Annotated in this window: 20 protein-coding genes and 1 pseudogene; 16 read left to right on the top strand and 5 right to left on the bottom strand. The window is 70.5% G+C overall.

All coding sequences use genetic code 11. From position 1 onward, the window contains the following. Positions 1-30: 30 nt before the first annotated feature. The 4 genes from OG787_RS28190 to OG787_RS28175 all read left to right on the top strand — a co-directional run bounded on the left by OG787_RS28190 (position 31) and on the right by OG787_RS28175 (position 4612). Positions 31-1026, top strand: a complete 996-nt coding sequence (locus tag OG787_RS28190; RefSeq protein ID WP_405536857.1) for a helix-turn-helix domain-containing protein — start codon at positions 31-33, stop codon at positions 1024-1026. Positions 1027-1035: 9 nt separating this feature from the next. Continuing rightward, on the top strand, positions 1036-1539 hold the full coding sequence (locus OG787_RS28185) for a glutathione peroxidase (RefSeq protein WP_369032333.1): 504 nt from the start codon (positions 1036-1038) through the stop codon (positions 1537-1539). 77 nt (positions 1540-1616) lie between these two features. Further along, positions 1617-2510, top strand: coding sequence for a MerR family transcriptional regulator (locus OG787_RS28180; RefSeq protein ID WP_405536856.1), 894 nt, complete (start codon positions 1617-1619; stop codon positions 2508-2510). 344 nt (positions 2511-2854) lie between these two features. Continuing rightward, on the top strand, positions 2855-4612 hold the full coding sequence (locus OG787_RS28175) for a hypothetical protein (protein WP_405540604.1): 1758 nt from the start codon (positions 2855-2857) through the stop codon (positions 4610-4612). 90 nt (positions 4613-4702) lie between these two features. Here OG787_RS28175 and OG787_RS28170 read toward each other — a convergent pair whose 3' ends face one another. Beyond that, entirely contained in the window at positions 4703-7825 is a 3123-nt protein-coding gene (locus tag OG787_RS28170; protein ID WP_405536855.1) for a D-alanyl-D-alanine carboxypeptidase, read from the bottom strand. A 212-nt stretch (positions 7826-8037) separates the two neighbouring features. Between OG787_RS28170 and OG787_RS28165 the strand changes: the two genes are divergently transcribed. The 6 genes from OG787_RS28165 to OG787_RS28140 all read left to right on the top strand — a co-directional run bounded on the left by OG787_RS28165 (position 8038) and on the right by OG787_RS28140 (position 12699). Beyond that, positions 8038-8799, top strand: coding sequence for a GPP34 family phosphoprotein (locus tag OG787_RS28165; protein ID WP_235477808.1), 762 nt, complete (start codon positions 8038-8040; stop codon positions 8797-8799). A gap of 472 nt (positions 8800-9271) precedes the next feature. Further along, positions 9272-10129: a helix-turn-helix transcriptional regulator gene (locus OG787_RS28160; RefSeq protein ID WP_235477805.1), complete on the top strand. Its 858-nt coding sequence runs from the start codon at positions 9272-9274 to the stop codon at positions 10127-10129. A 226-nt stretch (positions 10130-10355) separates the two neighbouring features. Continuing rightward, positions 10356-10544 (top strand): DUF397 domain-containing protein, encoded by a 189-nt coding sequence (locus OG787_RS28155; RefSeq protein ID WP_369032330.1) that lies wholly within the window; start codon positions 10356-10358, stop codon positions 10542-10544. Between the two features lie 278 nt (positions 10545-10822). Continuing rightward, a complete protein-coding gene (locus OG787_RS28150; RefSeq protein WP_369032329.1) occupies positions 10823-11386 on the top strand; it encodes an FxLYD domain-containing protein in 564 nt (187 codons plus the stop codon). 124 nt (positions 11387-11510) lie between these two features. After that, positions 11511-11990 carry a hypothetical protein gene (locus tag OG787_RS28145; RefSeq protein WP_405536852.1) on the top strand — a complete coding sequence of 160 codons (480 nt, stop codon included), beginning with the start codon at positions 11511-11513 and terminating at the stop codon, positions 11988-11990. Continuing rightward, positions 11983-12699, top strand: coding sequence for a hypothetical protein (locus OG787_RS28140; protein ID WP_405536850.1), 717 nt, complete (start codon positions 11983-11985; stop codon positions 12697-12699). The genes OG787_RS28145 and OG787_RS28140 overlap by 8 nt, the downstream gene beginning before the upstream one ends. 31 nt (positions 12700-12730) lie before the next feature. Here the strand turns inward: OG787_RS28140 and OG787_RS28135 are convergent, their stop codons facing one another. Further along, positions 12731-13582, bottom strand: coding sequence for a hypothetical protein (locus OG787_RS28135; RefSeq protein ID WP_405536848.1), 852 nt, complete (start codon positions 13580-13582; stop codon positions 12731-12733). 117 nt (positions 13583-13699) lie between these two features. On the opposite strand from OG787_RS28135, the gene OG787_RS28130 reads away from it, so the two are divergent. The 5 genes and pseudogenes from OG787_RS28130 to OG787_RS28110 all read left to right on the top strand — a co-directional run bounded on the left by OG787_RS28130 (position 13700) and on the right by OG787_RS28110 (position 17741). Then, positions 13700-14056 carry a hypothetical protein gene (locus OG787_RS28130; protein ID WP_405536846.1) on the top strand — a complete coding sequence of 119 codons (357 nt, stop codon included), beginning with the start codon at positions 13700-13702 and terminating at the stop codon, positions 14054-14056. A gap of 80 nt (positions 14057-14136) precedes the next feature. Continuing rightward, a pseudogene (locus OG787_RS28125) lies at positions 14137-14460 on the top strand (recombinase family protein); the annotation flags it as partial. A gap of 106 nt (positions 14461-14566) precedes the next feature. Next, positions 14567-15106 (top strand): hypothetical protein, encoded by a 540-nt coding sequence (locus OG787_RS28120; RefSeq protein ID WP_405540829.1) that lies wholly within the window; start codon positions 14567-14569, stop codon positions 15104-15106. A gap of 89 nt (positions 15107-15195) precedes the next feature. Further along, positions 15196-15981 carry an SDR family oxidoreductase gene (locus tag OG787_RS28115; RefSeq protein WP_369032324.1) on the top strand — a complete coding sequence of 262 codons (786 nt, stop codon included), beginning with the start codon at positions 15196-15198 and terminating at the stop codon, positions 15979-15981. Between the two features lie 185 nt (positions 15982-16166). After that, positions 16167-17741 (top strand): sodium:solute symporter family protein, encoded by a 1575-nt coding sequence (locus OG787_RS28110; RefSeq protein WP_405536844.1) that lies wholly within the window; start codon positions 16167-16169, stop codon positions 17739-17741. An 85-nt stretch (positions 17742-17826) separates the two neighbouring features. On the opposite strand, the gene OG787_RS28105 is transcribed toward OG787_RS28110, so the two are convergent. Both OG787_RS28105 and OG787_RS28100 read right to left on the bottom strand, forming a co-directional pair. After that, a complete protein-coding gene (locus OG787_RS28105; RefSeq protein ID WP_405536842.1) occupies positions 17827-21624 on the bottom strand; it encodes an AAA family ATPase in 3798 nt (1265 codons plus the stop codon). Positions 21625-21941: 317 nt separating this feature from the next. Next, positions 21942-24284 (bottom strand): ATP-binding protein, encoded by a 2343-nt coding sequence (locus tag OG787_RS28100; protein WP_405536840.1) that lies wholly within the window; start codon positions 24282-24284, stop codon positions 21942-21944. 267 nt (positions 24285-24551) lie between these two features. Here OG787_RS28100 and OG787_RS28095 point away from each other — a divergent pair, with 267 nt between their 5' ends. Further along, positions 24552-24938 carry a hypothetical protein gene (locus tag OG787_RS28095; RefSeq protein ID WP_369032320.1) on the top strand — a complete coding sequence of 129 codons (387 nt, stop codon included), beginning with the start codon at positions 24552-24554 and terminating at the stop codon, positions 24936-24938. Between the two features lie 85 nt (positions 24939-25023). Here OG787_RS28095 and OG787_RS28090 read toward each other — a convergent pair whose 3' ends face one another. Next, a complete protein-coding gene (locus OG787_RS28090; protein WP_369032319.1) occupies positions 25024-26157 on the bottom strand; it encodes an ADP-ribosylglycohydrolase family protein in 1134 nt (377 codons plus the stop codon). Positions 26158-26198 lie beyond the last annotated feature (41 nt).

The raw sequence follows: 26198 nt of genomic DNA, 5'->3' as shown, positions 1-26198 counted from the left end.
ACCGCGGAACAACGGGGAAGGGCGGGGGACTTGGGCTGGTGGAAGGTCAACGCCGACACCCTCGCCGGGAGCCGGTTCGTCATCTCCCCGCTCGCCGAGACCTTCGCGAGCCTCGGACTGCTGCACTACGCCAAGGCCGCCCACCCCGGCGAGCGCGCCTGGCTGGACGCCCACCTGCCCGCGTACCGCCGCCACCTCGCCGACAACCCCGTGACCGCCCTCCTCATCCGCGCGGGCCTCGGCCGGGACTGGATCGCCGACTTCCTCATCCCCACCCCCAGGGACCGGGAGACCGTCGCCGAGGGCGTCGCGCGGATCCGTGCCGCCACCTCCACGGAAGCCCACGCCAACCTCACCCGCTCCCTCCTGGGCCCGCTCCCCGCCGCCCTCGCCGACCGGGACGACCTGCCCGAACTCGCCGCCGACCTGATGGAGTACGTGTGGGAGGACGCCGTACGCCCGTACTGGGACCGGCGACGCCGGATCCTCGAAGCCGACGTGGTCGCGCGGACCGCTCGGGTCGGGCAGGTCGGCTGGGCGGCCGTGCTGGACGCGCTGCGGCCCGGCACGCGCTGGCTCGGCGGCGACCGGCTCCAGATCAACCTGTACGCGAACCCGCCCCGCGAGATCGCCGGCGCCGAGCTGGTCTTCGTACCCGTGACGCCGAAGGCGGGGTGGGTGGCGTGGGAGGAGCCGGAGCGGTACGCCGTGATCTATCCCTGCGCGGGGGCGCTGGCCGAGCACCGCGACGGGCGTACGGCGCCCGCGGCCCTCGGGGCGCTCCTCGGGCCCACCCGCGCCGCCGTGCTCGTACTCCTCGACTCACCCCTCAGTACCACCCAGCTGACCGCCCTGACCGGACAGGCGCTCGGCTCGGTCGGGCGGCATCTGCGGGTGCTGCTGGACGCGGGGCTGGTGGAGCGGCGGCGGGCGGGGCGGTCGGTGCTGTACTCGCGTACGGCGGCCGGTGAGGTCTTGGTCACGGCTTCGGGGGCGGGCGCCGCGACCGACAACTACCGGAGCTAGCATCCGCTTATGACCACAGATGCCAGTTCTTCCCCCCTGAACGTCGAGATCGGTGCCCTCACGGGCGGTTCCGCGGACCTCGCCCAGTACACGGGCAAGGCCGTCCTCATCGTCAACGTCGCCTCCAAGTGCGGGCTGACCCCGCAGTACGCGGGCCTGGAGAAGCTCCAGGCGCGGTACGCCGAGCAGGGCTTCACCGTGCTCGGGGTGCCCTGCAACCAGTTCATGGGCCAGGAGCCCGGCAGCTCCGAGGAGATCGCCGAGTTCTGCTCGGCGACGTACGGTGTGACCTTCCCGATGACCGAGAAGATCGAGGTCAACGGGGACGCCCGGCACACCCTCTACGACCGCCTGGTGGGCTTCGCCGACGGCGAGGGCCACACCGGCGACATCCGCTGGAACTTCGAGAAGTTCCTGATCGGCCGCGACGGCCAGGTCGTCGCCCGCTTCTCCCCGCAGACCGAGCCGGAGACGGCGGAGCTGGTGGGCGCCCTGGAGAAGGCCCTCGGCTGACCTCCTCCGTCCACCTGGGTTGACCTTGTCCCTGGGGCAAGGGTGAGCGTCCTGTGTCACCGGGCCGACCGTGCCCGGTGACGGAGGATGTCGGAGTGGACGTGGACGGGGACGACGAGCTGCTCACCATCGGCGCGTTCGCCGCCCGGGCCCGGCTCTCGGCCAAGGCCCTGCGGCTGTACGACCGGCTGGGGCTGCTCGCCCCCGCGCACGTCGACGAGGCGAACGGCTACCGCTACTACCGCGCGGCGCAGATCGAACGCGCCCGCCTGGTGGCCCTGCTGCGCCAGCTGGACATGCCGCTCGCCCTGATCGGCGAACTGGTGGAGCTGGCCGAGCGGGACGGACCGGCCGCCTCCGGGCGGCTCGCCGCCTACTGGGCGGACGTCGAGGCGCGGCACGCGAGCCGGCGCACCCTGTCCGACTACCTCCGTGGACGACTGTCCGGGAGGAGCTCCGAGATGGCCGAGCTGTACGGAAAATTCGTGGTCGAGACGGTGGACGTACCCGAGCGGGTGGTGCTGACGGAGACGCGGCACACTCTCGCGGATGAGTTGCCCGCGTGGATCGGGGCGTCGCTCGGGCGGCTGGAGGCGGGCGCCCGGGAGTTCGGGGGTGTGACGGCGGCGCCGTTCGTCGTGTACCACTCCGAGGTGTCCATGGAGAGCGACGGCCCGGCCGAGGCATGCGTCCCGGTCGCCGACGAGACCGCCGCCCGGGCCTGGGCCGAGGCGCACGGGCGGGCCCGGGGGACGGCGGTACGGGTGGAACCGGCCCGGCGGCTCGCGTACACGCGGATCAGCAAGGCGCAGGTCGCCCACCCGCAGATCATCGCCGCGTTCGAGGCGGTGGAGCGGTGGATGTCGAGGGAGGGCATCGAGGCTACGGGGCTCTGCCGCGAGGTGTACTTCGCGGACTGGGAGGCGGCGGGGCCGGACGACGCGGTGTGTGACATCGCGTTCCCCATCTGACCCTGAGGACCGTGTCGGGGATGTCCTGGGGATGTCCTGAAGGGCGCGGCCGGAATTATCCGGTCGCGCCCGTCCGGGAACCGTCTCAAGCTGGTGGGGCTCTGTTCCGTCATGCCCCGGTCACCACCTGGTCACATGGGGCCGTGTCAGCCAACTCACGGGGGACGGTTAGCGTCTACCTCGGAAAGACCTCCACAGCACAGACACCCGCCGGTCATGTGTGCGCGCCCGAGCCGAACGGAAACGGAATTGCAGTGGCCTTTGCCGAGCTGACCCCACGCAGACCTGCCTTGCGCGCCGACAAGCCCACGCAGGCACGTGGGGTGTGGCACGAGCGCCACCGGGTGGCCCTGACGGTGACCGCCTGTGCGGTGCCGCTGTACTTCGTGTGGTGGGCGGTCTTCGCGACCGGCGGCGGCGACCTGGCCGCCCAGGTGGCGTGGGCCGAGTTCGCGAAGATGTACCCGGGCTCCGCATACAACCTGTTCTGGTACGGCGGTCTGCACGCGGCCAACTACAGCCTGATGTCCCCGTACCTGATGGCCGCCATAGGGGTCGTCGCGACGACCATGCTGTCCGGGGTCACCGCCACGGTCCTCGGCGCGGAACTGGTCGCGCGCACGGGCGTGCGCAAGCCGATGTGGCCGGCGATGGCGGTCGGCTTCTCGCTGTGGTGCCAGGTGATCTCGGGGCGCTCGACCTTCGTGCTGGGCACTGCCTTCGGCATGGCGGCCGTGCTCGCGGTGGTGAGCGGGCGCGGCGTCCGGCATCTCGGCGCCGCCGCGCTGTGCGCGACGCTGGCCACGACGGGCAGCCCGGTCGCCGGCCTGTTCGTCCTCGTCGTCGGCGCCGCCTACTTCCTGTCCCGGGACTGGGGCCGGGCCGCGGCCCTGCTGGTGCCCCCGGTGGCGGTCGTGGGCGTGACGACCCTGCTGTTCCCGTTCGAGGGCGAGCAGCCGATGCCGTTCGCCCGTATATGGCCGCCGGTCGTGCTGTGCGCGATCGTCGTCCTGACGGCCCCGCGCGCCTGGCGCACGCTGCGACTCGGCGCCGCGGTGTACGCGCTCGGCGTGGTCCTCTGCTATCTGATCCCGACCCCGATCGGTACGAACGTCGAGCGGCTCTCGGAGCTGGCGGCCCCGGCGACCCTGCTCGCGATCATGATGTACCGCACGGAGAAGCGGCCGGGCGAGGAGCCCGTGGGGGACCGGGACGAGCAGCCGGACGGGGCTGTCGTCCCGGCCGGCACCGGCACTCCCCGGCCGACGCTCCTGCCCCGGTTCACGGCCCGGGTGCCGCTCCCCCTCCCCTGGTTCACGTCCCGGCGGCGCATGGTGGCGCTCGGGCTCGCCATGACGGTCGCGGTGAGCTGGCTGTCGGGCAAGACGATCGCCGACATCGTCACCAACACCTCGGTGCCGGAGTGGGCCGTGAAGACGGACGGTGTCGTGAACGAGCTGAAGCGGCTGGGCGCCGAGGAGACGCGCGTCGAGGTCGTCCCGGCCCGCGACCACCGCGAGGCCGCCATCCTCGCCCCGTACATCAACATGGCCCGCGGCTGGAACCGGCAGGCGGACGTCGAGCGGGGCCGGCTCTTCTACGAGGGCCACGGCGGCACCGAGGAGCCCGAGGGCGGGTTCTCCGCCGCCTCCTACAAGGCCTGGCTCTCCCAGTGGGCGGTGGGCTTCGTCGTCCTCGTCAACGGCGAACCGGACGGCCCGGCGAAGCTGGAGCACGCGCTGGTGTCCAGCGGGCCGAGCTATCTCCAGCCGGTCTGGGAGGACGCCAACTGGAAGATCTACCGGGTCAAGAACGCGACCCCGCTGGTCGACAAGCCCGCCTCCGTGGTCAGCGCCGACGGCGCCAACCTCGTCGTCCGGATGCCGAAGGCCGGCGAGGTGACCGTACGGATCGCGTACTCGCCCTGGCTGTGGGCGGAGAACGGCTGTCTGACGGACGAGGGCGAGTTCACCAGGCTGACCGTCGAGCGGCCCGGCGACATCCGGATCAGCTCGGCGTACGGCGGGCCTTCCCAGGACACGACGATGGAGTGCGAGGCCGTGGAGAAGGCCCACGAGAAGGAGAAGGAAGCGGACAAGTAATCAGGACATCAGGAGAAGGAGAAGGGCCCCGGTCGGTACCGACCGGGGCCCTTCTCCTTCTCCTGATTACTCGTCCTGTCCCTGTGCCGCTCAGCCGACCCGCGTCAGCTTCTTGTCGTAGCCGGGCTCGACCAGGTCCGTCTGGAGCTGCACCGGTACCTTCACCGCGCCGCCGCTGCCGTCGCCCACGGTGAGGGTGCCCACCGTGGTGCCCGCCTTGGCGGAGTGCGGCAGGTCCTCGGCCGCGGCGAACGACAGCTCGACCTTCATCCCGGCCCAGCCGACCGCCGTGACGTCCTTCGACAGCACGACCGGGGTGTGCCCGCCGAGTCCGTCGTCGACGTATCCGACGACGTCGCCCTTCTTCAGGATCTTCGAGGAGAGCAGCGCGTCCCGGGCGGCGATCATCGCCGTCTTGCTGACCGCGTTGACGGTGTCGATGATCGGCGCGGTGTGCTGGCCGAGGATCGCGCCGACGACGGTGACCGTCTCGCCGCCGACCTCCTTGGTGGCGGCGAAGAGCAGGTTGCCGCCGGCCGCGGTGGTGGTGCCGGTCTTGATGCCGATGGCGCCGTTGTAGGGGACGAGACGGTTGAAGTTGTCCCACTTCTTTCCGGTGTGGTCGTACCAGACCGGCAGCTTGGTGATGTCCGTGAACGCCGGGATCTTGACCAGCTCGTTGCCCAGTTTCACCTGGTCCTCGGCGGTGGAGACGGTGGTCTCCTTGAGGCCGGAGGCGTCGGTGTAGTCGGTGTTCTTCATCCCGAGTTCCTTGGCGGTGTCGTTCATCTTCTTGATGAACGCCGCCTCGGTGCCCGCGTCCCAACGCGCCAGCAGGCGGGCGATGTTGTTCGCCGACGGGATCATGATGGCCGAGATCGCCTGCTTCAGGGTGAGGGTGTCACCCTCCTTGGCGGTGGTGAGGGTCGACTCGCCTTCCTTCCAGTAGCCGGCCTCCTTCTCCGCGAGGGCGTCCACGGTGATCTTCGGACCGTCCTCGCCGGACTTCAGCGGGTGGTCCTTGAGGACGATGTAGGCGGTCATGGCCTTGGCGACGGACCCGATGCCGACGGGCTTCTGCTCGCCGAACTTCCCCATGGTCCCGATGCCGTTGACGTCCATCCAGCCCTGCCCCTCGGACGGCCACGGCAGCGCGGCTGCCGCCCCGTCGAAGGTGTAGGAGTCCTCGGCGGTCAGCGTCAGCTCGGGGGTGGGCAGCGGACGCAGAACCTGTACGACTGCAAAGATGATCGCCAGCAGGACGACCAGCGGCGTCCAGATCTTGATCCGGCGCGCGATCGTCCGCACCGCGGTGTTCGGCGGCGGCGGAGTGTTCGTCAGCTCCGCGAGCAGATCCAGCGGCGGCAACGGAGGCAACGGCTGCTGCGTCGTACGTTCCGGCCCGACCTGCGGGATCGCGGCGGTGGCGTCGGCGACGGGTGCCTTCGGCGACTGGGCGGCGGGCGCCTTGGCCGTCTCGGCGGCGGGCGGCGCGGCACTCGGCGGCTTCCGGGTGGCCGGGTCGTCCAGCTGCCTCAGGGCTACGAATTTGCTCGTGCGCTCAGCAACGGACTCACCGTTGCCATCCTTGGCGCCCGCCGCGGCCGTCTCGCCCGCAGGCTTCTCGGCCGCCTTCGCCTTTCCGGCCGCGACGTCGCCCAGCTTGAGCATCGTCGTCGGCTGGTCGACCGGGGGCGCGGCGGGCGGGCGTACGGCCTTGAAGATGGCGGTGGGCTGGTCGACGGGGGGCTTGGGGGCGGGGTCGGCGGCGGCGCCAGGGGCGGGGTCGCCATCGGCGTCACTGTCGGCTTCGGCTTCAGTGTCGGTGTCGGTGTCGGTGTCGGTGTCGGTGTCGGCGGCTGCGTCCGACTTCGGCTCGGCCGCATCCGGCTTGGCCTTCGAGCCAGCCGCATCCTCGGTGCCCGGCTTCGGCTCCGCCGCCGCCTCCGCGTCCGACTTCGAGTCGGCCGCGCCCTCGGACTCCACATCCGGATCCGGCTTGGCCTTCGAGCCGGCGGCGCCCTCCGTGGCCGGCTTCGGCTCGGCCGCCTCCGCATCCGGCTTGGGCTCGGCCGCACCCTCGGACTCCGCGTCCAGCCTCGACTTCGAGTCAGCCGCGCCCTCCACGTCCGAGTCCGACTCGGCAACCACGCGCGGGTCCGGCTTCGACTTCGGCTTGGCCACCACGCGGGGGTCCGGCTTCGGCTTCGAGTCGGCCGCGCCCTCCGCGTCGGGCTTCGGCTCGGCTGACACGTCCGCGTCCGACTTCAAGTCGGCCTGCACGTCCGCGTCCGACTCCGACTCGGTCACCGCGCCCGCGTCCGACTCCGACTCGGTCACCGCGCCCGCGTCCAGCTTCGACTCGGCCGCGTCCCGGGGCTCCGTGTCCGACTTCGGCTCGGCCACCGCGTCCGCATCCGGCTTCAGGTCGGCCGCGCTCTCGGCCCCAGCGGCGGGCTTCAGGTCGGCGGCCGCACCCTCGGCCGCCGCAGCCGGCTTCGGCTCCGCCGTGTCCTCGCGCTCCGCATCGGCTTCGGACCGGGGCTCCGGTTCGGTCCCGGGCGTCGATTCGCTCTCCTGTGCGCTCTTCGGCTCAGAGGAGTCCTCGCCGGAATCCCCGGATGCCCCGTCGGCGCCCCCAGGGGCCTCGTCGGCGGCCTCGGAGGGCTCGGCGGGTCCGGCATCGGCGGCAGAGCCCGCCGCGGGCTCCTCGTCGCCCTCAGGGGCGTCGGCCGTGGCGTCCGTATCCGCGTCCGGGTCGGCGTCCGCATCGAGGCCGTCCTTCTCGGCGGCTCCCTCGGCGCCTTCGGACCCGTCCTCGCCCTCAACCTCGCCCTCGTCCGCGCCGGCGACCCAGGCGGCCACCGCCGCACGCAGCCGGGTGCTGCCCGTGCCGTCGGTGCCACCGCCGGCCGGGACGGCGTCCTCGGGCTCGCTCTCGGCTTCGGGGGCCGTGTCCGGCGTACTCACGTCGGCGTCGCCCTCGTCCGCCGGGAGCGGCGGGCGGGAGAACACCCGGGTCGCCGTGTCCACGCCACCTCGCGCCGTGGATTCCCGGTCCCGGGCCACCGCCAGCCGTGGATCGCGTGCCCCGGCGCCTGATTCACCCCTGGCCCCGGGAACCGGACCCGCGCTCCCCGACGTCGGTTCTTCCGACGACTCGCGCTGCTTCGACCTGTCGGGGAACTCGCCCGCCACCGATGCCTCCTCCATGCGTCGCACGCTTCACCGTGCGTGTACCGAACCGTGAACCGCCGCCCGAACGACACTGTCCGAACCACCTACCAGTGTCCTGTGCGCAGCCTTGACTCCTGCGGTAGACGAGAACGACATACCTACTGGTTCCACTACGAACCGGTCACGCCCTCTCGACAGATGAATGTGAGAGGGGTCACCCTGTCATTCATCCACGCGGGGAGGCATGGATGGGCAGGAGCCGCAGATCAATTCCGGAAGAGCTTCTTCTGCTGGCGTTGGACCCGGCCACGGGCACCACCGCACAGCCGCAGTCGCTCGACCTCGGTCTGGCCGGAGCACAGCTAGTGGAGCTGGCGCTGGCCGGACGGATAGCCCCGGACGGGGATCGTATCGCCGTGGTCGTACCACGGCCGACTGGAGATCCAACACTGGACTGTGCGTTGGAACTGCTTCGCCGACGCGGAGCACCCGTACGCGCAGTGAACTGGATTGGCGGGCCCCGCCTGGGGCTGCGTCAGACCTACCTCTCGCATCTGGAGCGGTGCGGCATGGTGCATGCCGTGGCGGGACAGATGTGCGGGGTGCTTCCGACGACTCGCTATCAGGCGACGGACACGGAGATCAGCCGGGAGATCAGAGCCCGACTGGACACGGCCATCCGCACCGGCGTACCGCCGGACCCGCGGACGGCCGCGCTCGCCGCGCTGGCCCATGCGGTCGGTCTCGGCAAGCACCTGTATCCGGGTAACGAGGGACGTTCGTCCCGCTCCCGGCTGCGGGATCTGATCCGGCACGACCCCATGGGCGGACTGGTGGCCCACGCTGTCATGGACGTGCAGAACGGCGTCGCGGCCCAGCCGCGTCGCAGCCCGGCACCGGCCGGCCGTCAGGCCGCCCCCGGAGCCAGGTCCGCACCGGAACCCGCTCGCGGCGTTCCGATGCAGCCGCACCAGCACCGCGGATCCATGGCGCGCGCCGTGGCTCACTGAGCCGCAGTCCCACGGCGAACGCCCGATCCGCGAGGCACCCGCACCACCCCGCACGACGCAGGACCTCAACAGCGCCGCACCGCAGTCCCCAAGACCGGTTCGGGAGCCGCTGGCCCGCGCGGGGCGGTGAGGAACGCAAGACTGTCCGAGAGGGCAGCCGAAACGTTCCTCGCCGCCCCGCGCGGCCGCATGTCCGGCGGCGGTCGGGAGGAACTCCTCGGCGCACGGCGGCACATGGCACGCCTGGCGGCACATGACATCGGGCATATACGGGATGCCGCCGAAGCCGGGAAGTGGCCGGGGCACAAGCGGAATCCGCCGAACTGGCCTGTACCGGACGCATATCCACCGACTGGCCACCGCATATCCGCAGTTTTCCAGCGGTAGAACGCACCTTGGTGGCAGTCTGCTCAACAGCAGATACGGAAAGTGGCAAGCCACGAACAGGCACGCAGCCGGAGGTGCACGTCCCATGGCGTCCAACGTCAATCCCACCGTCAGGCGACGCCGGCTGGGCCAGGAGTTGCGCAGGCTCCGCGAGGAAAAGAACATGACGGCCGAGCAGGTCGCCGAGCGGCTGCTGGTCTCCCAGTCGAAGATCAGCAGGCTCGAGAACGGCAGGCGCAGCATCAGCCAGCGTGACGTCCGCGACCTGTGCGGGGTGTACGAGGTCGAGGACAAACGGATGGTCGACTCCCTGATGGAGATGGCCAAGGACTCGCGGCAGCAGGGCTGGTGGCACGCGTTCGGGGATGTCCCGTACAGCGTGTACATCGGGCTGGAGACGGACGCGGAGTCGCTGCGGGTCTACGAACCCCAGATCATCACGGGCCTGTTGCAGACGCGGCCGTACGCCGAGGCCATCATCCGGGGCGGGTCACCGGAGAGTTCGTCGGAGGAGACCGAGAAACGCGTCCAGGTCCGTCTGCGGCGGCAGGACCGCATCACCGCGGAGACGGACCCGCTGCGGCTGTGGGTGGTCCTGGACGAGGCGTCCCTGCGCCGGGCCGTCGGCGACAAGCGGGTGATGTGCGAGCAGTTGGAGCACGTCGCGGAGATGTCCCAACTCCCGCATGTCACCGTGCAGGTGCTGCCGTTCGGGGTCGGCGCGCATCCCGGCATCAACGGCCAGTACGCCATCCTGGAGTTCGCGGACGCCGCGGATTCGAGCGTGGTGTACATCGAGGGCGTGACCAGCGACCTGTACCTGGAGAAGCCCCATGAGGTGCAGAAATACACGGTGATGTACGAGCATCTGCGGGCCCAGGCGCTGAACGTGGACGACTCCCTCCACCTCATCCAGGATGTCGCGAAGGAGTACGCGCGCTGAGCCGACCCGGCGTAAGCGGCCGGATCCTACACCGGGCTAAGACCAGGTGGAAGGTTCTCCGGAATATGCCATCCGGTCGAGTGAACGACTGCTCCGAACGTGAGCGTCGACGAGTAGCGTCGATCACGCCAACGATCGCCAAAGGTTGGCGCAAACCGCACTGCGTTCCCCTATGGGGGCAGTAGTGCGGCGACAGCAACTCGGCATCTGAACTACCGGAGCAGAAATGGCAATTCCTCAGGGCGCCACGGACACGTGGACGAAGTCTTCGTACTCCAACAACAACGGCGCGTGCGTCGAGGTCAAGTCGCCCACCGTCTCGGCGCTCGCCGTCCGCGACTCGAAGGTCACCGAGGGCCCGACCCTCTCGTTCCCCTCCGATGCGTGGAACTCGTTCGTGACGTCGGTGAAGTAACACCGCTCACGACGATCACCACGCAGCAGAAAAAGCAGTAGAGCAAGCAGCAGAACCAGAAGTAGAACCAGCAGTAGAACAACTTCACAAGCACCACCGAAGAGCCCTCTCGACTGGCCCGCCGTCCTAGCCGAGGGGGCTCGGCATTTACCCACCCCCGGGCCCCGTCTCTCTGTAGCCTCGTGACGGGGCGACCCGCCCCGGAACCCCTTTCAACAGGACGCCTGCCGACACCCGTCCACGCGGATGGGCGCCCGACTTGGAGTACACCGCATCCCATGTCCGACAACCCGCCCGACAGACCCGGCGTCGCCGCCCCGCCTCCGCCGCCCGCTCCCCCGGCCCCGCCCATCACGGGCGGCCCATCGCGCCGCCCCGGCAAGCGCACCCTGACAGCCGCTGCCGTCGCCGCGGTCCTGCTCGTCGGCGGAGGCACCACCTGGTGGGCGTTGGCCGATGACGACCCCATGAACCACGTGGAGGTCTCGGGCGGCAAGCTCGTCGAGAGCAAGAACAGCCTTCTCGGCGACGGCGAGGAATGCGACGACTCCGACAGCTACGCCTACAACGACTGTGACTCCGACACCGCCTACGAGTTCATCTACAAGATCACCAACGAGGGCGACGAGCCTGCCAATTACGCCGTGATCGTCAACGGTTTCGACAAGGACGGCGAATTCGTCGGCCAGGCCTACGTGTCCGCAACCCATCTCGCCCCCGGCAAGACCGACGCGGACACCGGCGATTTCGACGAGTACAGCGAACTGGATGACGACCGCGGTCTGTCCGACATCGCCTCTGTCGAGATAGCTCACGTCGAACGAATCTCCCTGGCCAGTTGACGCCGGTCGCGGCAAGTCCGCGCCGAGTGGAGCGCGGCGCAGGTGAAGTCTCTCCGGTGCTGGCATGCAGGCAGACGGGCGGGCGGGCGGAGAAGCCGTACGGATCAGTGGAGAGCGGGCAGGGATGAGGCGTCTGGGGCGGTGGACGGTCGTTGTGGGAGTGGCGGTCGTCGTGTTCGGGGTGTGCTTGTGGACGGCACGATCGGTGTCGTTCGACTGGATGCCGGACGAGGAAGCCAACCAGTGGGTGGTGGCGACCGCATTCGCCACAGTGGTGGCCACGGTGGCCGCCGCCGCGGTCGGCTGGTGGGCTGGACGCGAGGAGCCTTCCCAGAAGCCCGGGGAGCCTTCCCGGGCACCCGAGGAACCCTCGCCGGAACGCGGCGAGCCCTCCCCGCAACGAACCGTGTCGCAACGAGCGACGGCCTCCGGCCAGGGCCGGTCCGTGCAGGTGGCCGGGAACCAGTACGCCCTCCGCACTCCCCCGCCCGCCGCTGCCGACAGCAGGCCGGGGCAGGTGGAACAAGAGGCGAAGGTGTCGGGCGACGCGTCGGTCACCCAGGTTGGCGGCGACCAGTACAGAGAGCCGGGGGACGATGAGTGACGACCCCGCCGGTGACCCGACGTCCCAACAGGCCACAGCGTCCGGCCATGGACGAACCAACCAGGTCGGGCGCGACCAGTACAACATCATCAACAACATCGAGTTGAAGCCGGATGACAAAGGTGACGGGGCTGTTCGTCAACCACCGCTGCCCACTCCCCGATGGCGTCGAACTCTCCAGTGGACAGCGGCTCACCGGGCAGCGGCCGTGGTAGCCGTCGCAGGAACCCTTGCGCTCCTCGGAGCCACGTCGTTCGTCGTGTGGGAATACTTCGAGGAACCAGATTCGCGCGTGGGCGTATGTCTCGCGAAGACAGCTCCCCTCAGGGGCACTCCTGAGGTTCAGAACATCGTCGCGTCAGCAGCGGAAGGCATCGGAGCTGTCGAGTGCCCTTATCGAATCCTCTCTCCCGTCACCACCGAGACAGCCGGCGGAACCTCGGTCTACGAGTACGAGGTTCAGGCAGGGGCGAGTGTTTTCTCTGCTGATGTCACGATCGAGAGTCCGTTCGCGGCCGTCGGGGTCGAGTTCCGGTTGGAGACCGAGAAGGACACCGAGACCGTCACGGTGAAGATGAACAGCACCGGCAGGATCTCGATTCCCGTCACCCAAGGACAGACCCTCAGGCTCGTCACCACCGTCAGGACCGCGGACGACTCCGCCGTGGGCTACGCGGCCTGGGACAACGCGTATTTCCGACGCGGGTAGGCCAGTTCACCCGGACTCGGCGACGCGGGGCTCACCGCAGCTCGTTCACATAACGGTCCGTCCCGGGCACGGTGGGAATGAACGGCGCCACCAACTCCACTCTCCCCAGCCCTGATTCCTGCACCTCCTCCCCCAGCCCCGTGAAGTGCTGCTCCCAGCAGTCCCGTGGACCCGTCTCCAGGAACCACAGCAGTGTCAGCCGTACATCCACACCCTCTACCTGCTTCACGTACGTCATACGGTCGCCAGGGAGCGGCGTCGGCCGGAAGACCGTGACCATCGCGGCGGGCGAGCCGGCGAGCCGCTTGGGCAGGTGCCTGACGCGCAGCCACTCCAGCAGGTCCGCTCGCACTGCGGGGCTTTCGGCGTCGATGACCTGCAACACCAGACCTGCGTACGGATGGTCCAGGGCGTGGAAGTCACGTGGTCCCGCCGCTCCGTCCCGGTAGACCGTCGTCTCGTGGTCCTGGAACGCGGTGAAGACGTGAGTGCGCTGCTGGAAGACGCGTCCGTCACGGTTGAGCCGCTTGTTGATCCCGACGGTCCACCGCATGTGTTCCTCGTAACGACCGGCGGTCAGCCAGTAGACCGAGAGGTAGCAGCCGTCCGTGACCGGACGGGCAACGGCCGACTCGCTCGGGTACCGCAGAAGCTGGAGGTCGCGCGTAGCCACCCAGCGCCGTCCCGCGTACATCCAGGGCATGGCCATCGCTCCAGCGATGAAATGATCATCCTCATACCATCTGTTGTAGGCGTGTTCGTGCCCCCGATGAGGCTCGACCATCGTGATCAGCGCGTGCCCGACCTCCGCCCCGTAGGGCCCGACCGAGGCCAGCTCGGCGTACAGATCAGAATGGGTCCCTTCGCTTCCCGCGTCCCGCATGCACCCTCCCCCACTCTCCCGAAATTGCTTCCCAGAACATTTCCTGACGGTACGTCAGGTCACCGACGGAGGGAACGGGCGTGCGACGAGTCGACCGACGTCGTGTCGTGGGACGGAGTGACGATCCCCGAGCGGGGGCGCAACCGGACCTCGGTTGCACTCGCGGTCGGCGATTCGCTGCGCGCCTACCTTCCGCAACGGCCCGGCTGCTACCTACGCACTTCGCGGGACCGCCAAGGCGACGAGAAAAGTGTTGACCTCCAACTCGACGACGCCGAGGCAAGGCGCATCGCCCTGGGCTGGGCCCCATTCACCGCGGTCTACCGGGAGAACGACACCAGCGCCTTCAAGAAGAAGCGGACCGTGCGGGCGGACGGCTCAGCCGACTGGGCCGTTGTCCGCCCCGAGTTTGGGCGCATGCTCGGCGACCTGTTGTCGGGCCGGCCCGCCGGCCAAGGGACCTCGAAGACCTGATCGACGTCATCGAATACACGAAGCGCCCTGCGGCCGGCGTCACGGGCGACCTCGATCTCATCTCCGACGCGGACAGGCACATGGCACGAATGCTGTGCATCATGGCGCTCAAGTCGTCACAGGACATGTCACGACGTGTCGCCCGAAACCATCTGGCGGACGCAGCGGCCGGTGAACTCACCGGCAGGACGCCCTGTGCGTGGAACCCTGACGGCACTCTCAGGCCCGATCGCGCCCGTGTGGCTCGGCGCATCTACGAGCGGTTCGCGGAAGGCGTCTCCATCACTGGTATCGCCCGCGAACTCAACCACGACAGAATTCCCTCACCGCGAGGCGCAAAGTGGGCTCAGCCGACCGTAAAGGCAATCCTGACCAATCCCCGTTATTGCGGGTTCGTCTCGTACAAAGGAATGCAACGCACGGACGCTGTGGGCAGATACGCAGCTGGAGCTGGACCACCGCAAGTACCTGTTCACGGGGTACCTGCGGTGCGGGGTCCGCAAGGCTCCCATGAGCACCAAGCGGGTCGCACAGCGTGGGCACGTCATCTACTACTGCCCAGGACGGGCCCGCAACGCCTGCGGCAAAGTCAGCCGCCGCGCGGCGCCGGTGGATCAGCATCTGGAGAAACTGGTCACGGAGTGGATGTGCGGGCGGGCAGCACCGGCCCTCGGCAACGACGACTCATCGGCGGAAGAACTGCGCGACGCACAGACGCGGATCTCGGAGATCGGCACCCGTAAGCGCACTCTCATCACCGCATGGGCCAGAGGGGACGAGTCCGTCTCCAGCCTGCGCCCGGACGACTACTACCAAACGATCTCAGCCATGAATTCCGAACTCGACCTCCTGGAAAAGAAAGCCGCCGAAAACACGGTGAACACAGAGGCAGCTCGGCCGCGAGACTATGCGACCGAGTGGGGAAACGGAGGCTTCGAACAACGCCGCGCCCTGATCGGCGAGATCTTCACGGCTGTTCATGTCATGCCGTCCGGCAAGGGGCGGGCCCCATTCGACCCAGCTCATATCCGTCCGGTGTACGCGAGCTGAGTCGCCCAGGCACGCCACTGGCCTTCTCCGCCGAACATCCCTACTTTGACGCCCCGTCAGGAACCGAGTCAGTAGCCAGGGAGTCTCCGATGTCATTGCTGGAGGGCAGGACCGTCGTCGTGTCCGGGGTCGGTGCCGGGCTAGGACTTCAGGTCGCGGCGGCCGTCGTGCGGGACGGGGGCAACGCCGTGCTCGGGGCGCGTACCGAGGCACACCTCGTGAAGACCGCCGCCGAGCTGGATCCGGACGGGGCGCGTACGGCGTACCGGGCGACCGACATCACCGACGAGGAGCAGTGCCGGGCGCTGGCCGGGCTGGCGTGCGAGCGGTTCGGGCGGATCGACGGGGTCGTCCATGTCGCCGCCTGGGACAGCTACTTCGGGGGGATCGAGGACGCGGACTTCGAGAGCTGGGCGCGGGTCGTGGACGTGAACCTGCTGGGCACCCTGCGGATGACGCGGGCCTGCCTGCCGGCGCTGAAGGAGCGGGGCGGGAGTGTGGTGTTCATCGGTACGCAGTCCGCCGTGGCCGCTCCCTCGCAGGTGCGGCAGGCCGCGTACGCCGCCTCGAAGGGGGCGCTGACCAGCGCGATGTACTCACTGGCGCGGGAGCTGGGGCCGCACCGGATACGGGTCAACACCGTGCTGCCGGGCTGGATGTGGGGGCCGCCGGTGGAGGCGTACGTGCGGTTCACGGCCCAGGGAGAAGGGGTACCGGAGGAGGAGGTACGGCGGCGGCTCGCGGAGCGGATGGCACTGCCCGAGCTGGCCACGGACGGGGATGTCGCGGACGCGGCGGTGTTTCTGGCGTCGGACCGGGCCCGGGCCATCACCGGGCAGTCGTTGCTGGTGAACGCGGGTGAGCTGATGCGGTAGCCGTAATTCCGCCATTCTTCACCGTTCGCGGATTCATTCATGGACATGAACAGAGGTCAGTTCCGCGAACTTTTTTACTCCCTCTTGACCCACCGGGCGGTTGTCGCTGCCATGTCAGCGAATCGACGATGAGCGGGCGCTCGACACCCCCGCTCGACTTGCTCGACGCCCCTGGGAGGGAGCACATGAACGGTCTCGACTGGACCGTGCTCATCGCTTACTTCGGTGTGATGGTCGCGATCGGTGTCTGGTCCCACAAACGGGTGGACAACGTCAGTGACTTCTTCACCGCGGGCGGAAAGATGCCCTGGTGGCTGTCCGGCATCTCCCACCACATGTCCGGCTACAGCGCGGTGATGTTCACCGGCTACGCGGGCATCGCCTACACGTACGGCGTCACGTCCTTCGTCACCTGGTCCTTTCCCATCGCGCTCGGCATCGCGATCGGCTCCAAGCTGTTCGCGCCGCGCATCAACCGGTTGCGCTCGCGGCTCCATGTGTCGTCCCCGCTGGAGTACCTGAAGAACCGGTACGACCTGAAGACCCAGCAGGCGCTGGCCTGGTCCGGGATGCTGCTGAAGATCGTGGACGTCGGTGCCAAGTGGGCCGCGATCGCGACCCTGTTGTCCGTCTTCACCGGCATCTCCCTCAACCAGGGCATCCTCATCACCGGTGCGATCACCGCCGTGTACTGCACGATCGGCGGGCTGTGGGCCGACGCACTCACGGAGTTGGGGCAGTTCGTCATCCAACTCCTGGCGGGCATCGCGATGTTCGTCGCCGTCGTCGCCGAACTCGACGACCATGGAGGGTTCTTCGGGGTCTGGGACGAGCCCGCGCTGCAAGGGCACGGCAAGCCGCTGGTGGGCCCCTACGGCACGGTGTTCCTGCTCGCGTTCCTCTTCATCAAGCTGTTCGAGTACAACGGCGGCATGCTCAACCAGGCGCAGCGGTACATGGCCACGGCGAGCCCGAGGGAGGCCGAACGCTCGGCCCGTCTGTCGGCGGCGCTGTGGCTCGTCTGGCCGTTGGTGCTGTTCTTCCCCATGTGGATGTCTCCGCTGCTGGTCGAGTCACAGAAGCCGGACGGTTCCGACTCCTACGCCCTGATGACCGAACAGCTGCTTCCGCACGGCCTGTTGGGGCTCGTCATCGTCGGGTTCTTCTCCCACACGATGGCCATGTGCTCGTCCGACGCGAACGCCATCGCCGCCGTCTTCACCCGGGACTGCGCGCCGGTGATCTGGAAGCGGGCACGGTCGTGGACGGACTCGTCCGGGCTGGTCGCCGCGCGGGTGACGACGGTCGTCTTCCTCGGGCTGTCGATGGCGGCGGCGACGCAGGTCAACTCCCCCGCGTTCAAGGACATCATCACGGTCGTCATCAAGTGGGTGGCCGGTCTGATGGGTCCGATGGCGATTCCGATGATGCTGGGTCTGCTGCGGCCGTTCCGGCGGTCGGGGCCGACGGCTGCGCTGGGGAGTTGGTCGATGGGGCTGCTGGCCTTCTGGCTGGTGAACTACCCGATCAACTGGAACGTGGAGGGCGGGGTGCCGCTCCAGTACCAGGTGTCGATTCCGCTGGCCGTGTCGCTGGTGCTGTACATCCTGATCGGGTTCCTGCGGCCGGAGGACACGCCTGAGCGGTTGGCGATCATCGAGACCGTGAACACGGACGGGGACGACAGCACGGCCGTGCGGGTGCCTGTGCCGGAGCCGGCGGATTCCGTGCCGGGCGGGAAGGGGTGGGTGAAGGACTGAGGGCGCGAGGCAGGGTCGGGCGGCTGTGGGACGGATTCTCCTCGCTGCCCGGCCCTGCCCGTCCTCACCACCGGGCAGCGCCGGGTCAGCGGCACGGCTGGGCGAACCGCAGGCCCGGCAGATGGCGGCGCCGGTCATCGGCGGTGAGCGCGCCGGGGGTGAGCGCGCAGACGCGGCGCGCGTTCTCCGCCGGGTCCAGGTGCCACAGACGTACCGATTTCTCCAGGGGGCCCGCGGCGGCGCCGGCCAGAGTGCGGTCGTCCGCGCTGAAGACCAGCGCCCGTACCCCCTCGGTGTGGCCGGTCAGGGTGCGGTCGGCGGAGATCGGGTGGTCCGGGTCGGTGATGTCCCAGAGGCGCACCGTCGCGTCGTTGCCGCCGGTGGCCAGCAGCTGCCCGTCGTGGTTCACCGCGAGCGAGGCCGTCGCCCCGGAGTGGCCCGTCAGCGGTTTTCCCCGGGGTGTGGGGGCGGTGCGCCGGGTCGTGTCCCACAGCCGGGCCGTGCCGTCGCTCGCGCCGCTGACCAGCGTCCGGCCGTCCGGTGTGAACGCCAGCGCCAGCACCTTCCCGGTGTGACCGGTCAGCGGTCTGCCCAGGAGCCTGGGACGGGCGGGCGAGGAGACGTCCCAGAGGTTGATGCCGTTGGGGGCGGCAGAGACGGCCAGCGTGCGGCTGTCCGGGCTGAACGCCAGTGCTCCGCTGAGGAAGGACTGATCGGCCAGCGGTCTGCCGAGGAGGGTGGCACGGCGTGGGTCGCGCACGTCCCACAGCCGTACGGCGCCCGTGTCGTCGTAGCCGGCCAGGATGCGGCCGTCCGGGCTGAACTCCAGATCTCCTATCTCGTCCGGGGTGTCGAGGGGCCTGCCGAGGGGAGTGACATGGGCCGGGTCCGCCACGTTCCACAACCGCACCGACAGGTCGGGAGTGTCGGCGGCCAGGGTGCGTCCGTCGGCGGAGAGGGCGATGTCCCCGCCGGTCCGGGCCCTGTCGTCCCGCGTCGCCATGAGCGGTCTGGGGTGCGAGGGGTCCGTCAGGCGCCAGGCGTCGAGCGACAGGTCCCCGGTGGCGGCGAAGAGGGTGCTGCCGCGCCGGGCGAAGGCGAGTGAGTACGCCCCGCTGACGTCGTCGACGACGGTCACCGGGAAGCTCCACAGCAGGATCGCCCGGTCCTCGCCACCGCTCACGAGGGTCCTGCCGTCCGGGCTGAACGCCACCGCGTCGACGGTCGCCGTGTGGCCGGTCAGGGGCTCGCCGAGAGGCTGCGGGGAGTCGGGGTCGGTCACCCGCCATCGGCGTACGGTCCGGTCCTCGGCGCAGCTGACGAGGGTGCTGCCGTCCGGGCTGAACAGCACCTCGGCGATGCCGCCGACGTGTCCTGTCAGGGGCCGGCCGCGTGCCTTGGGACGGGCCGGGTCCGACAGGTCGAGCAGGACCACCGTCCCGTCCGGGGCACCGCCCGCGAGCGTGTCGCCGTCGGGACTGAACGCCACGGAGAACAGGCTGCCGGAACCGGTGTAGGGCTTGCCGAGTGCCCTGGGGCGGGCCGGGTCCGTCATGTCCCAGCGCCACAGGGTGGAGTCCACCGCCGTGCTCACCAGGGTGGTGCCGTCCGGGCTGAACGCCACGTCGTAGACCATGCGCGCGTACTCGAGGACGGGCAGTTCGGCCAGCGGGCGGGGCGCGCCGGTGCGGCTCACGCGCCACAGGCTCACTGTCGGGTCCGCGCCGGCCACCGCGAGGGTGCGCCCGTCCGGGCTAAGGGCCACGGACATCACATGGCCGCCCTTCTGGCCGCGCAGCGGCTCGCCCAGGGGCTGCGGACGGTCCGGGTCCGCCACGTTCCACACCTGGACCGCACCGCTGTTGTCGCCGCTCGCCAGCAGCGGTGCGTCGGCCGCGACGGACAGCGACATGACCATGGGGCCGGGGACCTCGAGTGGCTCGCCGCGCGGGGTGGGAAGGCCGCGGCTCGACACGTCCCACAACCGCACCGTGCCGTCGCCGCCACCGCTGGCGAGGAGTCCGCCGCCCGGTGCGTACGCCAGCGCGCGCACGGGACCGTCATGGCCGGTGAGCCTGCCGGCGAGCGGATTGTTGCCGTCCGCCACCAGATCCAGGCGGGTCGCCGCGTCGGCGGGGCGCATCCGGTGGGCCACCACGTCGAGCCGGGCGGCCAGCGGGGACTGTGTGGTGCGCAGTCGGTCGGCCTGGGCGGTGACCTGGCCGAAGTTCGCGGCGTCTCGCTGGGTACGGGCCGTCGAGCGCTGTTGGAACGCCACGACCGCGGCGGTGGAGGCGAGCAGGGTCAGTGCCGTCAGGACGGCCACCAGGGCACGGCGTATCCGCAGGGCCCGCTGCCGGTGCCGTGCGGACATGGCGAGGAAGGCCGCCGCCGTGGTGCTGAGTCCCGCCGCGTGCGGCCCGTCGGCCCAGGCACGGGATGCCGCCAGCCGGTCACCGCGGTAGAGCAGGCCGGTGTCGTGGCCGGACCGTGCCCAGTCGGTTGCCGCCTCCTCCAGCTGCTGGTGCTGTAGTTGCCCGGCCCGGTCGGCGTCGATCCAGCGGCGCAGCCGCGGCCAGGCACGCAACAGCGCCTCGTGGGTGATCTCCACGCCGTCCTGACGCCGGGTCAGCAGCCGCCCGTCGGCGAACGCCTCGACGGCTCGCGCGGTGGCCGCCGGGTCGTCGCCGAGGGTGCCGAGGCGGTCGGACGGCAGTCGGCGGCGGGTGTCCTGGACACCGTCGCCGAGTCTGACGAGATGCAGGAAGAGTGTCCTGGCCGCGCTCTGGGCGGCCGGGTCGAGCGCCGTGTGGAGGTGTTCCGCGGTGGCGGCCACCGCCTGGTGGATGCCGCCGGTGGCACGGTATCCGTCCACGGTCAGCGTGTGGCCGTGCCGTTGCTGCCACGTCCCGCGCAACGCGTGCGCGAGCAACGGGAGGCGGCCCGCCTCGTACGGTTCGTCCGCTGTGTGGGCCGTGGTGACGCCGAGGTCCCGCAGGAGCAGCTCCACCAGGCCGGGCTCCACGTCGAGGCCCACCGTACGGGCCGGGAAGAGGATCACCTGGCGCAGTTCCGGTTCGGACAGCGGGCCGACCAGGATCTGCCCGCGGCTCAGCGCCGCGCGCAGGTGGGGATAGCGGGCGCAGGTCCCGTAGAAGTCCGCGCGGAGTCCGAGTACGACCAGGACCGCGGTCGTGCCGCCGCGCGGATCGGGGAGGGCCAGGGTGGACAGCAGATCGAGGAAGGCATGCCGGTCCGGTTCGCTCTCGCAGGCCGTGAACAGTTCCTCCAACTGGTCGACCACCAGGACGAGTCGATGCCCGGGACCGCGTTGGCGCAGCGCTCCTCGGACTGCCGCCGCCCACCCCGCCGGGCTGTGCGCACCCGGGACGCGGAGCGCCAGCGCCTCGCCGAGCCGGGCGGTGAGCGTGCCGAGCGGGTCGGCCGTCGGTGTCAGGACCACGCACGGCCAGTGTGCCGATCCCGGCAGTGCGCCCCGGGCAAGGGCCGGCAGCAGACCCGCGCGCAGCAGCGAGGACTTGCCCGCTCCCGACGTTCCGACGACGGCGAGCGCCCCGCCCTCGCGCAGCCGTGTGTCGAGGTGGTCCACCAGATGGGCGGTGAGCTGGTCGCGGCCGAAGAACCAGGAGGACTGGTCCGGTTCGAACGCGGGCAGACCCGGGTACGGGCACACACCGGCGTCCGCCCCGGGCAGCGCCCGTCGGGCCTCGCGCACCCCGTCCGCGTAGTGCAGATGGACGTCCCGCTCGGCGATGTGCTGGTCGCGGCCCGCCTGGTAGACGCGGGCGTCGCCCGAGGCCGCGGCCCGGAAGCGGGGCTCGTGCCGCCCGTTGTCCTCCTCGGGCGGCGGCGCTCCGGCCAAGGTCAGCCCCCGGTGAGGTGCTGCTCGTGCCCGGCCCGGTGGACACGGGGGTCGCCGGGCGCCTCGGCCCTCGTCGACCGGGTACCGACGTGGTGTCCGCCGCGGGGCGGAGCGAGTGCCGAAAGCACGATCGGATCCATGGCACGTCCCCCGTGACCAGTGTCCGCGCCCGCGGACAGTTCCGTGCCGCCACATTAGACCTGTGCGCCCGGACGGGCCATACGCAGACGAAACGCATTAAAACCGTACGCATCAGCTGTCCGACAAGGGCCGCCGTGCAACGGTCGCCCCGGTTGACGTGGGACACCGGCGCGGACCTACGCCGGGTGCAGGGCGTCCGGCGGAGTCGCCTCCGGTGTCACCGCCGCCCGTGACCGTTCGCGGACCCGTTCCGCGTCCACGTGGCCCAGTTGGTCCAGGAGTTCCAGGGCGGACCGCCAGCAGGCCGCCGCCTCGGGGCGGTTGCCGAGGGCCAGGTGGGATTCCGCCAAGTGGTCCAGGGTCTCCGCGATCTCGGCGAGGTCACCCCGCTCCCGGCGCAGGCCCAGGGCCTGGGTGAGGCACACCATCGCCTCCTGGTGGTCGCCCAGGTGGTGATGGGCGTGGCCCAGGGTGTCCCAGGTGGCGCCCTCCCCGTCCCGGTCCCCCAACTCCTGGAGGATGCGCAGGGATCGGCGGCAGTGGTCGACCGCCTGTCGATGCTCTCCCAGGTACGACTGGTGCCAGGCGACCTGGTTCAGGGCCCGACCCTGGCCGATCCGGTGACCCGCGCCCTCGAACAGGCCCAGCGCCTGCTCGGCGAGGTCCAGCGCCTCCGCGTGCCGGTCACGGCGGCCGAGCACCGTACTCATGTTGCGCAGCACCTGCGCCTGCCCCACCGGATCGTCGAGTTCGCGGCAGAGGCTCAGCGCCCGGCGCAGATGCACGAGGGCGTCCTCGTGCCGGCCCTGCCGGGAGCGGACGCGGGCGAGGTTGCGCCGGGTCCGCGCCTCGCCGACGAGGTCACCGGACCGCCTGGTCGCGTCCAGCGCCTGCTGGTGCGTGGTGACCCACTCCTGCCAGTGGCCGGCGAGGTCGAAGAAGGCGACCATCGTCCAGGCCAGTTGCCAGGCGTGGGTCTCGAAGCCGGCCCTGGCCGCCCGGCGTACCGCCGCCGTCAGGTTGGGCAGTTCGGCGGTGAACCAGGCCGACGCGTGTGCCGGACCGTTGAGTTCCTCCGGTGCGGCGGCTTCCGGCCCCGGGGGCGTCAGCGGGATCGGGTCGCGGTACCAGCTGAGGATCTCGGACGCCGTGACCGCCGTACGGAGATAGTGGCCGAGGAGACGGTCCAGTGCGGCGCGTCGGTCGGGCTCCGGGTCGTGTTCGTGGGTCAGTTCCGTGGCGTACGCGCGGAGCAGGTCGTGGAGGGTGTAGCGGCCGGGGGCGTGCTGGTTCAGCAGATGCGCCCGGGTCAGTTCGGCCAGGTGCGGGCGTACCTGCCCGGGTCTCAGACCGGTGAGGCCGGCCGCCGCCGGGGCGGTGATGTCCGGGCCCGGGTGCAGGCCGAGGAGGCGGAACAGGCGGGCGGCCGCGGGGCTCAGGCGGTGGTACGACCAGGAGAACACCGCCCGTACGTCCGTCGCGGGGTCGTCGTCCGTGAAGGGGTCCAGCGCGATGCCCGTCCCGGCGTCCGGCCCCGTGTCCGTACCCCGTAGTTCGTTCGCGAACTCCGGCAGGCGGAAGTGGGGGTCCGTGGCCGCGCGGGCGGCCACGATCGACAGGGCCAGGGGGAGGCGGGCGCAGCGGTTGATGATCTCCGTGACCGCCTGGGGGTCCTCCACGAGGCGGGCGGCGCCGAGCCGGTGGGCGAGCAGTTCCCTGGCCTCGGTCATGGTCAGCAGGTCGACGCGGAGCGGGTGGGCGCCGTCGGAGGCGACGAGGCCGGTGAGCTGGTTGCGGCTGGTGACCAGGGCCAGACAGCCGGGGGCTCCGGGCAGCAGCGGTCTGACCTGTTCGGCGTCGCGGGCGTTGTCCAGCAGAACGAGCAGCCGTTTTCCTGCGCAAAGACTCCGGTACAGCCCGAACTGCGCCTCGGCACCGGCCGGAACGCGCTCCGCCGGTACCTCGAAGGCGTCCAGGAACACCCGTACCGCCTCCGCCGACGTCATCACCGCGCCGCTCGGATGGAACCCGCGCAGGTTGACGTACAACTGCCCGTCGGGGAAGCGGGCGGCCACCCGCGACGCCCAGTGCACGGCGAGGGCCGTCTTGCCGACGCCGGCGGTGCCCGCGATGGCGGAGATGACGACCGCGCCGGTGGTGGGCAGTTGGCCATCCTCGCTGTCCAACAACGCGTCCAGGAAGTTGAGTTGTTCTGTCCGGCCGATGAAACCCGGGTGCGAGGGCGGGAGTTGAGCCGGTGCCGCCTTCGTCGCGGGCGCGGGTCGCGACGGGTGCGGCGCTTCCGCGATGCCGGTGCCCGCCCGCTGGAACTCCTCGAGTTCCGTTCCCGCCAGGCCCAGTGCCTCCCCCAGCCGTCGTACGGTGGCAGGCCTCGGGTGTGCGATACGGCCCGTCTCGACATGGCAGATCGTGCGCACGCTCACGCCCGCCCGCTCCGCCAACTCCTCCTGCGTGAGCCCCAGTCGGCGCCGTTGGTCACGCAGCACCTCGCCCAGCATCGGCAACCCCCCTGGCCCCCGCCTCTGGTCGCCCAACTGTCCCATCTCCCCACCCCTGTCGGGTGAGGGGACATCCGGTCAGTTGCGGCCCAAGTGCCGGACAGTTGCGGGTCAGTTGCGTGCTGCTTTCCTGGCTGCGCCGACCTGTCGCTGCGACCGTTTGAGTCGTCCGGCCAGGTACTTCGGCCGAATCTCCCGCCTCAGGGCCGGGATCATCCACGCATTCACCCTCGCATTCCTCCACGAAGAAGCCAGAAAGGGCTCTCGATGAAATCGCTGACCTCACGCTTCATGTCGGCCGCAACGGTGATCGCCGTCTCCGCGGGGCTGCAGGGTGTCCTCCTGTCGGGCACCGCGCAGGCCGCCGACGCCTGGCGGCCGTGCCAGACCGCCGGCTCGTACTGGGCACCGAACGACCAGGACTCCGCTCCCTGGGGCACGTTCTTCATCAACAACGCCACCAAGCTCCGCCAGACGGCCTCCACCTCGGCCAGCGCGTGCGCCGAGGGACAAAGGAGCCACGTCGTCGACCTCCACTGCTATCGCATCGTGGGAGGCGTGTACTGGAACTACGTCCGTGACAACACCACCGGCGGGTGGGCCGGATGGGTCCCGGACAGCCAGCTCAGCACCGTGAGCGGGGTGCCGTGCTGACCACGCGCCCGGCAGCCGTCCACGCCGGCGGCGGCCACGGCGCGGAACGAGTCATCACGACGAGTCCCTGACGTCCGCTCCCTTCTCACGCCCGCGGATACCGCGTGAGCCATCCCGGAGACGACCCCGCCGGACCGTGCAGGGCCGGGCCCTGGGTCATCTCCATCGCGAAGTCGTCCGCGAGGACCAGCATCGTCGGGCGGCCCTCCAGCTCCGCCAGCCAGGCGGGCGGCAGAGCGGTCTCGCCGTGCAGGGCGCCCAGCAGGCCGCCGGTCAGGGCGCCCGTCACTGCCGACTGACCGCTGTGGTTGACCGAGAGGGCGAGGCCGTGGCGGACGTCCTCGCCGACGAGCGCGCAGTACACCGCCACAGACAGGAGGCCCTCCGCCGTGCCGGCGCCGGCCAGGTCGTCAACCCGCGCGGGGGTCGGGATGCCCTGGCGTACGGCGCCCAGGGCACGCTGGAGGGCCTCCGCCACCGGCTGGTGGCCCGGTCTGGCCGACAGCAGGGCGAGGGACCGCTGCACGGCGGCGTCCATGCCCTCGCCGCGCGCCAGACCGTGCACGATCACGGCGTACGCGCCCGCCGCCAGGTAACCGATCGGGTGGCCGTGGGTCTGCGCGGCGCACTCCACCGCCAACTGCATCACGAGCTGCGGCTCCCAGCCGACCAGCAGCCCGAACGGGCCCGATCTGGCCGCCGCCTCCGCGCCCGCCTCGCCGGGGTTCTTGGGCGCGTCCAGGGTGCCCATCGTCTCGTCGCCGAGGCCGAGGAGGCAGGCGAGGGACGGGTCGCGGCGGGCGTACAGCCACTCCTCGTGGGCCAGCCAGCCGTCCTCCTTGCGGCGCTCGTCGGGGCCCCAGTCGCTCTGGGTGGCCGCCCAGCGGCGGTAGGCGCGGTGCAGGTCGGTCGGCGGGTGCCAGGCGCCGGTGTCGCGGCGCACCTGGGCGCGGATCAGGCCGTCCAGGGTGAAGAGGGTGAGCTGGGTGAGGTCGGTGATCGCGCCGCGTCTGCCGTACGTGAAGGCGAGATCGGCGAGGCCGTCCGCGCCGTACGCCTCGTGGATGGAGTCGAGGGTGAGCCCGTCGAGCGGGGTGCCCAGGGCGTCGCCGAGGGCCGCGCCGAGCAGGGTGCCACGCACCCGGCTGCGGAAGTCCTGCTGTTCCGAGCGGCCCCAGATGGCGCCGGACGCGGCACCGGTCATGCCCCCGGATGTCATCACGCCCACCTCGGGCCTCCCTCACAGCACGTTCGTACGAT

The sequence above is a fragment of the Streptomyces sp. NBC_00075 genome, assembly GCF_045041225.1.
In the GTDB taxonomy this organism is placed as follows: domain Bacteria; phylum Actinomycetota; class Actinomycetes; order Streptomycetales; family Streptomycetaceae; genus Streptomyces; species Streptomyces adonidis.
This window is presented reverse-complemented; position numbering and strand designations above follow the sequence as displayed.